The 12,453-nt window shown below is 43.6% G+C and carries 17 protein-coding genes; 6 read left to right on the top strand and 11 right to left on the bottom strand.

The genetic code is table 11. The features are described 5' to 3' along the window. Positions 1–114 precede the first annotated feature (114 nt). Both AC4CU2_RS02375 and AC4CU2_RS02380 read right to left on the bottom strand, forming a co-directional pair. On the bottom strand, positions 115–540 hold the full coding sequence (locus AC4CU2_RS02375; RefSeq protein WP_490768218.1) for a protein tyrosine phosphatase family protein: 426 nt from the start codon (positions 538–540) through the stop codon (positions 115–117). Continuing rightward, a complete protein-coding gene (locus AC4CU2_RS02380; RefSeq protein WP_005401736.1) occupies positions 533–868 on the bottom strand; it encodes a protein tyrosine phosphatase family protein in 336 nt (111 codons plus the stop codon). Before AC4CU2_RS02380 ends, AC4CU2_RS02375 begins: the two co-directional genes overlap by 8 nt. A gap of 124 nt (positions 869–992) precedes the next feature. On the opposite strand from AC4CU2_RS02380, the gene AC4CU2_RS02385 reads away from it, so the two are divergent. Genes AC4CU2_RS02385 through AC4CU2_RS02395 form a run of 3 tightly spaced genes read left to right on the top strand, consistent with a single transcriptional unit; the run spans position 993 to position 2,761 of the window. Next, a complete protein-coding gene (locus AC4CU2_RS02385) occupies positions 993–1,889 on the top strand; it encodes an alpha/beta hydrolase (protein WP_058870325.1) in 897 nt (298 codons plus the stop codon). Beyond that, positions 1,890–2,321 carry a thioredoxin TrxC gene (gene trxC, locus AC4CU2_RS02390; RefSeq protein WP_004697614.1) on the top strand — a complete coding sequence of 144 codons (432 nt, stop codon included), beginning with the start codon at positions 1,890–1,892 and terminating at the stop codon, positions 2,319–2,321. Positions 2,322–2,338: 17 nt separating this feature from the next. Beyond that, positions 2,339–2,761 carry an acyl-CoA thioesterase gene (locus tag AC4CU2_RS02395; RefSeq protein ID WP_004697616.1) on the top strand — a complete coding sequence of 141 codons (423 nt, stop codon included), beginning with the start codon at positions 2,339–2,341 and terminating at the stop codon, positions 2,759–2,761. A 74-nt stretch (positions 2,762–2,835) separates the two neighbouring features. Here AC4CU2_RS02395 and AC4CU2_RS02400 read toward each other — a convergent pair whose 3' ends face one another. The 3 genes from AC4CU2_RS02400 to AC4CU2_RS02410 all read right to left on the bottom strand — a co-directional run bounded on the left by AC4CU2_RS02400 (position 2,836) and on the right by AC4CU2_RS02410 (position 4,488). Continuing rightward, positions 2,836–3,333 (bottom strand): nuclear transport factor 2 family protein, encoded by a 498-nt coding sequence (locus AC4CU2_RS02400; RefSeq protein ID WP_490768219.1) that lies wholly within the window; start codon positions 3,331–3,333, stop codon positions 2,836–2,838. Between the two features lie 137 nt (positions 3,334–3,470). After that, positions 3,471–3,971 carry a DUF4442 domain-containing protein gene (locus AC4CU2_RS02405; protein WP_078425653.1) on the bottom strand — a complete coding sequence of 167 codons (501 nt, stop codon included), beginning with the start codon at positions 3,969–3,971 and terminating at the stop codon, positions 3,471–3,473. Positions 3,972–3,999: 28 nt separating this feature from the next. Continuing rightward, positions 4,000–4,488 (bottom strand): YajQ family cyclic di-GMP-binding protein, encoded by a 489-nt coding sequence (locus tag AC4CU2_RS02410; RefSeq protein WP_004697619.1) that lies wholly within the window; start codon positions 4,486–4,488, stop codon positions 4,000–4,002. Between the two features lie 91 nt (positions 4,489–4,579). Here AC4CU2_RS02410 and AC4CU2_RS02415 point away from each other — a divergent pair, with 91 nt between their 5' ends. Continuing rightward, the gene (locus AC4CU2_RS02415; protein ID WP_004983438.1) at positions 4,580–4,894 is read left to right on the top strand and encodes a rhodanese-like domain-containing protein; all 315 of its coding nucleotides are present in this window, start codon (positions 4,580–4,582) and stop codon (positions 4,892–4,894) included. A gap of 101 nt (positions 4,895–4,995) precedes the next feature. On the opposite strand, the gene mnmC is transcribed toward AC4CU2_RS02415, so the two are convergent. Genes mnmC through AC4CU2_RS02435 form a run of 4 tightly spaced genes read right to left on the bottom strand, consistent with a single transcriptional unit; the run spans position 4,996 to position 8,394 of the window. Then, positions 4,996–6,909, bottom strand: coding sequence for a bifunctional tRNA (5-methylaminomethyl-2-thiouridine)(34)-methyltransferase MnmC2/FAD-dependent 5-carboxymethylaminomethyl-2-thiouridine(34) oxidoreductase MnmC1 (gene mnmC / locus AC4CU2_RS02420; protein ID WP_490768220.1), 1,914 nt, complete (start codon positions 6,907–6,909; stop codon positions 4,996–4,998). Positions 6,910–6,939: 30 nt separating this feature from the next. Next, positions 6,940–7,443, bottom strand: coding sequence for an SH3 domain-containing protein (locus AC4CU2_RS02425; protein WP_131230615.1), 504 nt, complete (start codon positions 7,441–7,443; stop codon positions 6,940–6,942). A 4-nt stretch (positions 7,444–7,447) separates the two neighbouring features. Next, complete coding sequence (locus tag AC4CU2_RS02430) at positions 7,448–7,750, bottom strand: YciI family protein (protein ID WP_004697623.1); 303 nt, start codon at positions 7,748–7,750, stop codon at positions 7,448–7,450. 29 nt (positions 7,751–7,779) lie between these two features. Then, on the bottom strand, positions 7,780–8,394 hold the full coding sequence (locus AC4CU2_RS02435; protein WP_004983445.1) for an inner membrane-spanning protein YciB: 615 nt from the start codon (positions 8,392–8,394) through the stop codon (positions 7,780–7,782). A gap of 44 nt (positions 8,395–8,438) precedes the next feature. Between AC4CU2_RS02435 and AC4CU2_RS02440 the strand changes: the two genes are divergently transcribed. Then, on the top strand, positions 8,439–9,290 hold the full coding sequence (locus AC4CU2_RS02440; protein WP_490768221.1) for a PHP domain-containing protein: 852 nt from the start codon (positions 8,439–8,441) through the stop codon (positions 9,288–9,290). A gap of 67 nt (positions 9,291–9,357) precedes the next feature. Here the strand turns inward: AC4CU2_RS02440 and AC4CU2_RS02445 are convergent, their stop codons facing one another. Beyond that, the gene (locus tag AC4CU2_RS02445) at positions 9,358–10,269 is read right to left on the bottom strand and encodes a bestrophin family protein (protein WP_004697627.1); all 912 of its coding nucleotides are present in this window, start codon (positions 10,267–10,269) and stop codon (positions 9,358–9,360) included. A gap of 75 nt (positions 10,270–10,344) precedes the next feature. After that, entirely contained in the window at positions 10,345–11,037 is a 693-nt protein-coding gene (radC, locus tag AC4CU2_RS02450; RefSeq protein WP_004697628.1) for a RadC family protein, read from the bottom strand. Positions 11,038–11,148: 111 nt separating this feature from the next. Here radC and coaBC point away from each other — a divergent pair, with 111 nt between their 5' ends. Beyond that, positions 11,149–12,423, top strand: a complete 1,275-nt coding sequence (coaBC, locus tag AC4CU2_RS02455; RefSeq protein ID WP_151836492.1) for a bifunctional phosphopantothenoylcysteine decarboxylase/phosphopantothenate--cysteine ligase CoaBC — start codon at positions 11,149–11,151, stop codon at positions 12,421–12,423. The last annotated feature ends 30 nt before the right edge of the window (positions 12,424–12,453 follow it).

Raw genomic sequence — 12,453 nt, forward strand, 5'->3', positions numbered from 1 at the left:
CTTCACTTTCATTTGACTTATAAGCTAGTGCCAACGCTTACCCCAACGGTAGGACGGACATTCATTGAGCTACATGCTGTCATTAAGGTACAGCAGACTACAAGCAGCAACAGTTTATTCATGGAGTAATCCTCGTTGTTTTGCCTGATTGAACAGCAGACTAGAGCGTGCACCACTCTTACAGACCATTAAAATAGGCTTGGGCAATTCATTATAATATTTAGCAAATTCGACCACGTCTGTTTCAGAAATTTTACTGCTGGTAACCGGTTGGTAAATTACGCTGACTTTGGACTGTTCCGCAATATTACGCAGTTGATCAACGCGAATGGTATTGCCTTGTTCTTGATCTGGTCGGTTGACAATGACCGACTTAAAACCTTGTTTTATCAACTGTTGAAACTTGTCTTGGGTCATTTCCCCTGAAACGCTGAGCTGCGGGCTGAGTGCTTGACTCAGGTTATTCGTTGCCGCCCACAACGCACTGCTCGTTAAAATCAGAGCAGTGCAGATGACACTTTTAAACAACCATTTAGTCATCTAACAGGTCCATTTGCTTCGCTAGTTGGTATAAGTTGTTTGAGCGATTACCTGTACGACAGAACATTAAAACAGGTTTTGGTAGCTCATTGAAATGATTGGCAAAAGTGCGTACATCCATTTCTGTGATTTGCCCTGCAACCACAGGTTGATAGACATAATCGAGGCCTGCAACACGTGCTGCTTCTTCAATTTGAGCGCTGGTTGGTTGTTCTGGGCCACCTTCCATATCTGGGCGGTTATTGATCACAGATTTAAACCCTTTTTCAACCACTTGAACCAAATGTTCTGGGCCAATTTGACCTGCAAAGCCTACATTTTCGCTCATGCTGTCACTCCAAAATTAAACTAATCGAGATATGCTTTATGATAGCATTAAGCTGAAAGTTCAGCCTATGCTGTTGAAATATTTATAAGCGATTACAACCATAAAATAACGCAATGGAGCAGGTATGCACGCCTATACCGTTGAACCGCTATATGTCAAAAGTGGCCAAGAGGTCATTGCTGCGGATTTCTATCGTCCGAAAACCGAAGAAAAGCCAGCAGTGATTGTGATGGCCCATGGTTTGGCTGGGCTTCGCCAATTCAAACTGATCCAATTTGCGCAGCGTTTTGCACAAGCGGGTTATGCAGTCGTGTTATTTGACTACCGTTATTGGGGCGGGAGTACCGGACGTCCACGAGAACTGGTCTCGATTAAGAAGCAGCTTGAAGATTGGCGGACCATGATTAACCACCTCAAAGAACGTAAGTCGATCGATAGTCGACGGATCGTGTTGTGGGGGACCGCGCTCAGTGGTGGTTATGTGCTCGATATTGCAGCAGAGTTCAAAAATGTACAGGCCGTGATGGCACAAGTGCCTTTTGTGGATGGGGCAGCAAGTGCTAAGTTATATCCTTTGCAACAGTTCCCTAAAGCTTTAAAACTATCTAGCCAAGATTATATGGGTGGAAAAGTGGGGATGTCTCCGACCACTTTACCTGTGGTTGATCCACGAGAGTTATGTTTTTTACCGACGCAAGATGCCTATTTGGGTTATCGTTCGATTATTAATCCTGATTATTATTGGAGTGGGGAGATACCTGCCCGATTATTTTTTAATTTAATTCGTTATCGTCCGATTCAAAATGTCAGACAAATTAATATTCCTGTACTTTTCATTGCCGCCAAGCATGATAGTTTAATTCCGATTGAATCCAGTCGTGAAGCCGCGACCAATATTGCCCCTTTTGTTCAATATCATGAATGGGAGATGCAGCATTTTGATATTTATCATGCCAGTTGGTTTGAAAAAGCCATTTCGACCCAATTAGAATTCTTACATCAACATATTGGAGTCAACTAAATGATTATCGTCTGTCCTACTTGTTTAGCCAAAAATCGTGTGCCTGAAGAGAAATTGAGTGCTAATCCGAGCTGTGGCCAATGCCACGCAGCGCTGTTACCTGCGGCACCGATTGAATTGAATGAGCAGAACTTTAGTCAGTTCATTAGCCATAGTGATTTACCTGTGTTTATTGATTTATGGGCAGAGTGGTGTGGTCCATGTAAAATGATGGCTCCGCACTTTGCTGAAGTGGCCAAGCAAAATCCGCAGGTTATTTTTGCTAAAATTAATACTGAAGAGTCTCCGCGATTGAGCAGTGCGTTTAACGTACGCAGCATTCCGACCCTAGTTTTAATGAATAAAACCACCGAAATTGCTAGAATAAGCGGTGCGCTTCGTGCGCCACAATTGCAACAATGGTTAGATCAACAGTTGCAAGCCCAGTCATAACGAAAATTGGAGTCAACGTGTCAGAGATTCATGTGAAACCAGAAGGAATGTTGTCTCTTCAGACAATTGCAATGCCAGCCGATACCAACTGGAGTGGAGATGTTTTTGGTGGTTGGATTGTGTCACAAATGGATTTGGCGGGTGCAATTCACGCAGAGCGTTTTAGTAAGGGGCGCTGTGCAACGATTTCAATTAATCAGATGACGTTCTTAGTCCCAGTGAAAGTTGGCGATGTCATCAGTTGTTATACCAAACTGTTAAAAGTGGGCAATACGTCTATTCAGATGGAAATTGAAGTGTGGGATAGCCATGACAGTTCACGTCCGCCTGTACGTGTGACTGAAGGTGTATTTACTTTTGTTGCGGTTGATGTCAAAGGCAATAAACGTCAGATTCCAGCGGATGTTAAAGAAAAATTCCTTGCAAGCCAATCCAACTAAAGCTTGAGTTGGTCTGCAAAAAAAGCCAGTGTCATCACTGGCTTTTTTATTGTTATTCCACACAGTCCGATGGATTAAAACATGGTATTGCGGTTGGCGGACTCCGCGGGAATAGTTTGTATTACATCCCAGTGTTCTACAATTTTGCCTTGTTCGACGCGGAAAATATCAACAACGGCTTCACCATGATCTTGTGCATTTTGAGTGGAATGTACATGGAGCACCACCAAATCACCATCGGCTACGACACGCTTGATGGTGTTTTTTGCATCTGGATGTTCTTTAAAGTACTGGGTGAAGTAGTTTACAAAAGGTGCTTTGCCGTCTGCAACATAGGGATTATGTTGAATGTATTGTATACCCATATAGCGGTCAGAATAGGTTTGAACCTGATGCTTGCTAAAAACTCCTTCATAAAAGTCCACCACAAGTTTTTTATTTTGTTCGGTCAGGGCAGAGGTAGAATGGTGACTCGGCGTTGTTGAAACCGATGTATTGGCGGGATTGTGCTGTTGGCAGGCCACCAGCCCTAAAGAAAATAAGGCAGTCGCTAAAATTAGTCTTTTTTTCATTAAGTCAGCTCAAATATTCATGTTATGTAGCATGATTTTGAGCTGAGTCGAAGTAAAGATATAGTAAATTTTAGTCGCAGCTTTAGCGTAATGTTGTAAATTTTATACTTACTAAACAGTAAGTTATATTTACATTTTTACTTTTTTAATGATGCTTTGTCGAGCCATGCCCATAACATTTCACATTGAACAGGTGCTTCACCCGATTCATCCATCACTGTCACAGAAACTAAAGTTTCACCTCTGGCGGTGGTTTGCATCAACTGCTGCTGTTCTGGTGTTAAGGTGGCTGTCGCTGTCATGGCACCTTTACTTGGACGTTTAAAGTCAACGTGCATGCTTTTAATCAGAACGATGCAATGATCAGGCACATTCATCCCTGTTACAAAACCTGTTGCCGTTTCAGCAATTAAGGCCATGGCACAGGCATGCAGCTGACCAATATGGTTTTGCATGGCACGGTGATTTTCGATTTTGACTACGACTTCGCTGTGACTGACTTGCAAATAACGAATATTGGCACTGCCGACCATGGGAACTATGCGACCAAAAGCTTGACTCCATAATCGCGTACGCAACGCTTTCGGCAAGCGTGACGTGGTTTTTACAAGTTTTGATAAGCGATTGGCCTTTGGCATAGTTACCTCAAATGATCAAACAAGAGTATTAGTCTTTAAAGTTATTGAATTGTAAAGGCAGACCAAATTGTTGTTCTTTTAAAAACGTCATTACTTGCTGTAATGTATCGCGCTTTTTATCAGTCACACGAATTTTGTCGCCTTGAATTGAAGATTGCACTTTAATGCCGCTTTCTTTAATGGCCTTGTTAATTTTTTTTGCGGTATCTGAGTCAAGTCCGTCTTTTAATTTCACCACTTGAAGTACATTTTTACCTGAAGCAGTCATTTTTTGTGGATCAAGCGCTTGAATATCGACTTTACGCTTAAAGAAATGGTTCTCTAACATGGTATAAACTTGTTCACACTGGAAATCACTTTCAGTTGAGATTTTGATTTCTTTGTTTTTTTCATTGAGTTCAATTGAAACGTCCTGACCACGGAAGTCGAAACGGGTTGCGATTTCCTTTTGGGTGTTCTGAACGGCATGATTTACTTCAAAAATTTCTAATTCTGAAACAATATCAAAAGATGGCATGGATTAAACCTTTACAAATGGAAAGAATATCTGAGATGCTAGGGATGTTTTCTTCATTTGCCAAGTGTTGTTTACATCAAAGGAGTGCGCAATGATCCGTAAACAAGAAATTACAACATTTGAGTTCCCAGAGGATGCGATCATCTGGGATGTACGCGATTCAAGTGCTTATGCTGAAGCACACGTGAAAGGGGCGATTAATCAGCCAATCACAGAACTTTCAGCACAAAGCCTTACTCAAGTGTCGACGGATCAACCGATTTACATTTTATGTGGTGGCGGTAGTAAAGCGCCACGTGCTGCAGAGTTACTCGAAGGTTTTGACAGTGCGCGTGAGTATGTGATTTTAATGGGTGGTACCCGTGCCGCTCGTGATGCTGGTTTAGCCTTAGAACAAAGTAATTAAGCAGAAGCAAAAAAAGCGCCGTAAGGCGCTTTTTTAATGTCTTAGAAATTCACATTTCTCTATTTATAGCGCCATATGCTGTACTTGAGTCTTAAGCAGAACTAAGACTGCGCTTTAAAATAAGGCTTTTTAGCTTTGAGCTTTTTCTGGAATCGGGTCGGACTGAGCTTTTGTAGCAGTGGCTCAGGAACAGGACATGCCTCTTTTAGTATCTGTGCCGCTAAAATTTCACTACATAAAGGTGCAAACAAAAAGCCTTTAGAGCCCAAGCCCGCAAAGCTATAAATTTCAGTCTGTTCAGACATTTTTCCAAGGACTGGAAAATAGTCCAAACTTTGCGCACGAACGGATGCACGGCCTTGCCAAGTCCTCACATCAGGAAGCGATTGTGCATAATCTGAAAAGACGCTGTGGATAAGCTCGTAGTTATGCACATGGTCTTCAAGCAAAACATCGCTGTCGTCCCGATTTGGATAGAAGGATGCACCTAAGATGAGCTGTTGAGCATCAAGCTGCATACAATAGCCGCCATAGCTATAAGCTTGATTGAGGGTTAAAGGTTGTGCAGTGTTCCCCACCCAACTGACTTGTCCGCGAATGGGTTTCAGTACAGGATACTGCTCAAAGAAAGCAGCCGTGTGGCGTGCACAACAGACAATCACGTGATCAAACTGACCTAGAGATTGGGCTTGTGCATTAAAAAGTTCATTGTGCTCTGGATGGATTTGAGTAATGTTGGCTTGTACGAACTGAATGAGCGGATGTGCTAAGATTTGATCTTTGAGTTGATGTGGTGAGACAGCGCCGGCTTCAGTTAGATTCAGACTTGGATATTCAGTGATTAACGCAGAATCAGCAGTGGTTTCGGTTGTCAGAAGACCCGCAGGATATTGTTGTTCGAGATCGAGTAAGTCTTCGGCTTTTTTCAGCGCCAGTTGATGTACTTGAATGGGGCGAAAAGCCTGAAACTTGGGATAGTGCTGTAAAGCATGTTGCCAAGCCAAAGTCATTAAATGTTCATGACTTTGTTCAATCGGACAAAGTTTGGGGTTGAGTAAGGCGAGCGGATTGCCTGAACCTCCTGCAAGTGGCTCAGATTGGTCGTAGAGCGTGACTTGGTGTCCGCGCTCAGCAAAGGCCCATGCGCTAGTTAAACCTGCAATCCCTGCGCCAATGATAGCAATTTGGCGTTGCTTAAAAGCGTGTAGTACTTGATCAGGTTGATTTTGATTCAAAATTGATTTGGTATCGACAGCGTTTGATATGTTTTCAGGCTCAGCAGCTAACCAGATGGCTTTGAGCATTTCGCGTTTATGCCTATAGCCGCGCGGACGTGAAATAGAAATACCATGCTGTGTTAAACCACGTTTGAGCACGCCTGCGACACTAAACGAAGAAAATGTCGTTCCAATACCAGATAAGCGAACGATGTGATTCAGCACTTGCTCTTCCCATATGTCTGGGTTACAGGCAGGCGCGAAACCATCGAGGAACCATGCGTTAACGCTACTGGTTTTTGCCATACTGGGGAAAACATCGTGGGCATCGCCTAACCAAAGGTCAAGGCTAAAACGTTCCTCAGGGAAGCTCAGGCGATGACAACCCGCAATTGGGTGCGGGTACTGTGCGATCAGTTGATTGGCGATCGGTTTGAGGTCAGGCCAGACATTGAGTGCACGTATCAGATCCGTTTTAGACAGCGGAAATTTTTCAACTGAAATGGCATGAAGGTGGCTGTGGTTATTTGGGCGAACCTGTTGCCAAAGTTGCCAAAGCGCCAAGATGTTGAGCCCTGTGCCAAAGCCTGTTTCACCAACACTAAAATATTCAAAGGGCTGAAGATTGGACAGACGCTCAGGTAAATCATTGCCATTTAAAAACACATGGCGAGTTTCGAGTAGACCATTGTCTTTGGAAAAATAGACATCGCCAAATTGTTTTGAGACTGGCACATCTATGCCATCAATCTGTTGCCACTCTAAATCGGCAGTTTGAATTGCACGCGACACAACCACAGCACCCTATTGTTTTCAATAGGGCTTAGCTTACCACTGACGACGACGTTTGGTATAAACGTAACTGGCAATTAAGAAACCTAGTAATACACCAACAGCGATGGTCGCTGCGCCGTAGAGGAACATTTGCGCACTGCGTTCGCTTTGTAAGACTTGCACTTGTACACCGAGGCTGTCATTTTTGAGTTGTAGCTCTTGGTTTTGCGCTAAAGCATCAAGATTAGCTTTTTCCAATTGTGCAAGACGTGAAGCTTGGTCTTTGACCAGTGCTTTGACTTTTGCATCTTGCAATGCTTTGTTCTTAGCCAGTTGTTCAGCGGTGAGTGGTTTGGCTTCTTGCGGTTGACCTGTTGGGCTAACTGTGGCCACTGCAGGAATGATTTTCGGTTGAGTCGTACTGCCTTGCACCAGAACAGGTGCGGCAGTCGTTGCTGGTACAGCAGAGGCTACACTCGGGACAGGAGCGGTTTCAACGGCCCACGCCATAGAAGAAAGAAGAGATAAGCCCAATAAGCTTGTGACAACAACGCGCATGACCTTATCCTTGAGGGAATGCTTTATTAAATGGTTTAACATCAATCTGACGATAAACCCCTGCTTTTAAGAATGGCTCTTCCTGTAACCAGACATCGAGTGCTTCACGTGAGTCAAAATCAACAATGATCGTACTACCGTAAAAGCCTGCTTGCGGATTACTTGGATCTTTCGGCATCGCTCCTGCAACAATTAAACGACCTTCATCATTGAGCTTTTGTAAACGAGCAAGATGTTCTGGACGTGTAGCAAGACGTTTTTCGACTGTACCTTCTTGATCGGTACATGTGACGACGAATAGCGGCATATGAGTTCTCGATGTATATTCTGGCTAAATTACTCTTCAGAAGATTTAAAGTATTTACGCAATACAATAAACTGAATAATGATAAAGGAAAACATCACGATCATGTCACCAAAAGCCGTGAATTCTCCCCAATATTTTCCGTCCATAAATAAAAATGCGAAAAATACGTGTAAAAAAGACATTAGGGCAAACATAGCAGCCCATGCAAAGTTTAAATTTTTCCAACCTGCGTCGGTTAAATTGAAGATTGGGCCGAATAAGCGTTTGATCAGCGGTTTGCGTTCTTTGCCAAAATAAGGAGAAAGTAAGAAAGCGCCTGAGAAAATAATATTCAGTAAGGCCGCTTTGAGTTTGATGTAAAAGTCATCCGACAGCATTAAGGTGACACCGCCGAAAATAACCGTCATAAACAATACAATCCACTGTTGTTTGTCTAAACGGAACTTTTGCATGAAGAACAGTGCGCCGTAAACTACTAGCATCGAAATAATCAAACCTGTGGTCGCTACAAGAATATTATTATTATCGACACCCCCAGCAGAACCAATCAATTGGAGCAATGGGTGATCAGTATTTTTAGGGTCTACAGTTTTATATAAATAAAAGAAAATTATCAGCGGCACAAAGTCTAAAAGTGCTTTCATGTTAGAGTATCTAAATCTGTTCAAATAAATAGCTAGTATAAGTGATGGAAGGCGTAGATTTACATACTCACAGCAATATTTCTGATGGTACTTTCACACCGAAGCAATTGGTTGATGCTGCCGCGGAAAAAGGCATCCACACCTTGGCTTTGACAGACCATGACACTATGGATGGTCTTGCGTTGGCAGAGTTGGCTGCAAAGTCGCATGTGATGCGTATTATTTCGGGGGTAGAAATTTCGAGTCAGTGGTCGAGACCCTCAACCCAGAAAAACTATGGTGTACATGTGGTTGCATTGAATATGCAAGACTTAGAACCACTGCAAAAATGCCTTGAACAGCAAAAACAAATCCGTGCGCGACGGGCTAAGCAAATCTGTGATTTGTTGATTCCACTGATTGGTGAAGATATTTATCTCGATGTTTTGGCGAAAGTTGAACAGATGCCTGACCGTGTGACTCGAACCCATATTGCCAAGACCTTGGTTGAAAAAAAGTATGTGAGTCGTGCGCAACAAGCGTTTGATAAATATATTAAGGAAGGTAAGAAAGCCTACGTGAAATTTGATGGGCTGGGCTTAGAAGAAACCATTCAAGTGATTCATGCCAGTGGTGGTTTTGCCGTATTGGCGCATCCGACACGTTATGATTTATCTGCTACCAATATTCGTTATCTGATTGAAATATTTGCGCAGTTTGGTGGAGATGCAGTTGAATTGCCGCCCAATGTCGAACCGACATCTACCCGTCAAATGGTGGACCGAATGATTGCCGAGCATGGTTTAAAAGTATCGGTCGGGAGTGACTTTCATGGTGACAATATGCCGTGGATTAAGTTGGGCAATATTCCCAGAGTTAAAGACGGGCAAGTGGGGATTTGGGAAAGTTTTGTCTAAAGATTTTTGACCATTCCTACCTTCTCCAAGAGCTATATAGCCTAAGAGAAGGTCAGCGTGCGCTTGATTAGAGTAAGTTATTGTCTTGTGCTTGAATGGGTGGTGGGGTAGGTTTACCTAAAGTCCCAAGCAGTTCAATTTCGATGGTACGTACCATCGAGTCCAGCGGTAAGTCATTACTTTGCGTTCCGAAAGGTTCTTCAATTTCCGAGCTCAAAGCATCGAGTCCTAAGAAGGTATAGGCCAACACACCCACCAAGAGCGGGGTGAAAATACCCAAGGTTGAGCCTAAGCTAAACGGCAAAATGAGACAGAAAAAGTACACTGTACGATTGAGTAAGACCGAATAGGCAAAAGGTAGCGGCGTTGTCGCAATACGGTCACAACCAGTTTGCACCACACTCAAGTCAGCAACGTGCTGGTTCAACTGCGCATAGACAATGTCACTAATTTCACCTTCTTTTAATGCCTGCATCAACTCCCATTGAATCAAGCTGAGCGTATACTGCGGGGCATTGGCTTGTTGATACAGTTGAGTCAGCGCATTTTGACTTAAGCCACTGGTCTGCACCAATTCTGTTGGATTGGCTGTTTGATGGCGTAAACGGTCACGTAAGACATTGGCAAAGACAATCACATGTTGAATTACACGTTCACGACGACCTTGGGTCAAGATACGACAGTCACGGTCAAAGTGACGCGAGTTAGCAATTAAAATGCCCCATAACTTTCGCGCTTCCCACCAACGGTCATAGCAGGCACTATTTTTAAAGCCGAGGAAAATAGAAAGTACCACCCCAATGAGGGTGAAGCCGACCAATGGCAGTTCAGGGAAGTGGAAATAGCCGACATAGGACAAAATGCCAATAATGGCAGAGACCAACATGACCACACCCAAAGGGGGTAAAACTTTGGGAAGAATGGTGCCACGCCATGAAAAAAGCACCTTAAAAATACTTGGCTGATCACGCACAATCATGTGATTAGAATTCTTTTAAAATTTTGCTTGATCTTCATATTTGTCGCGGTATTTGTCAATCATTTGTCTGCATATTTAAACGGATTGGATCAGGCTGTGTTCAGCAAAAGAAAAAGCACCTTCGGGCGATAAAATGAAATGATCAATCAGTTGAATATCCACGAGCTGACTGGCTTGAAGAATGCGCTCGGTCAGTTCGATGTCCGCCGTGGAGGGCTGAGCTTTCCCAAGTGGATGATTATGGGCAATCACGATAAAGGTAGCATGTTGAGCAATACAATAACGTAGCAATTGATTGATCGAAATTTCACAAGAATTTACTGCACCAAAGAACAATTTTTTAAAGTTTATTTTTCTTAAATGTGCATCCAAGCAGAGCACCGCAAAGACTTCTTGGTTTTCGCCTGAAAACTCATACTGTAAAAATTTGAGCAGTTGAGCTGAATGATTGAGTTCCAACTTGTGTTGCTTGAGCTGCTGGCTACTGTAGCGTCGCCCCAATTCTTTGACGGCCATTAATTGTGAATACTTGGTCGGACCAATGCCGTGAAATTGGCTGAGCTCGGGCAGTTCAGCATCAAAAACCGCATTCAGACTGCCAAAATGTTGCAACAAAAGACGTGCCAATTCGACCGCAGAATGTTGCGTTGAACCCGAACGGATGAAAATAGCAAGCAGTTCTGCATCGGAGAGGCTGGCAGGCCCTTGTTGTAATAAGCGTTCACGTGGCCGCTCTTGTTCGGGCCATTTTTTTATGGATAAGTGCATTATTTAATACTTTTTTATTCTTAATCTGAGAAACAGGGCCCAATCGATGATTGGGTACGAGACTATTTAATGCTATTGTGAGCGCCACTGCAACAGAAAGGTAGCCTGTTCGTGAGCTTTGATCTCAGTGTAATTCCAAATAAAAATATCCTTTTAGCTGTTACGGGTGGTATTGCTGCCTATAAAAGTGCCATTTTGGTTCGCCGTTTAAAAGATGCGGGTTTTCAAGTCCGTGTGGTGATGACCGAAGGTGCACAGGCTTTTATTACGCCGCTAACTTTTCAAGCTTTGTCGGGCAACCCTGTCCATACCGCACTTCTCGATCCTGAAGCTGAAGCGGGCATGGGGCATATTGAGCTGGCACGTTGGGCAAACTTACTCTTGGTTGCGCCTGCCAGTTGCAACACCATCGCAAAGTTTGCTGCGGGTTTAGCCGATGATCTGCTTTCTACTTTATATTTAGCCACCAAAGCCCCTGTATGGGTCGCACCAGCCATGAACCAACAAATGTGGGCGGCAAAAGCCACACAGCGTAATTTAGCGACTTTGGTGGAAGATGGCGTGCATGTGATCATGCCAGATGCGGGTGCGCAAGCTTGTGGTGATGTCGGGTTAGGCCGTATGCCTGAGCCTGAGGACTTGGCACATCAAGTGACAGAATACTTCCATAAAGCGCAGCGTGCCATGGCTGAAAAATTTGGGATGTTGGCGGGTAAAAAAGTCACCATTACTGCTGGGCCAACGCGTGAAGCGATTGATCCTGTACGTTATATTTCCAACCACAGTACCGGTAAAATGGGCTTTGCCATTGCTGCCGCCTGTTATGCGGCAGGAGCCAAAGTGACTTTAATTGCAGGTCCTGTCAGCTTAGACACACCGAACGGTGTACGCCGAATCAATGTTTCATCTGCCATGAAAATGCTGGATACCAGCATGCAAATGTTAGATGAAGGCTGTGATGTGTTTATCGCGACAGCCGCTGTTGCTGATTATCGTGTCGCAGAAGTTGCAGAGCATAAGATTAAGAAAGCAGGGGACGAGCTCAATGTTTCTTTAATCAAAAACCCTGATATTGTGGCGACCATTGCACAGCAAGATAAACGCCCATTCATGGTGGGTTTTGCAGCAGAAACACGCAATGTCGAGGAATATGCCGCAGGTAAATTGGTGGCGAAAAAGCTCGATATGATTGCCTGTAATGATGTGTCACGTCCTGATATTGGTTTTGCTTCTGATGAAAATGCGATGACGGTCTTTTTTGCAGAAAGCTATAAAATGGAAAAGCGCGATTTGGAAAAAGCGTCGAAACAAGAAATTGCTTTGCAGTTGGTTGAAGCGATTCATGATGCTTTACATCGAGACCCTGAAAGTGATGATGATTTTTAATTTACATCGGTCTTCATTTTTGCGATATTC

The sequence above is a fragment of the Acinetobacter sp. 797_lipA genome, assembly GCF_058243025.1.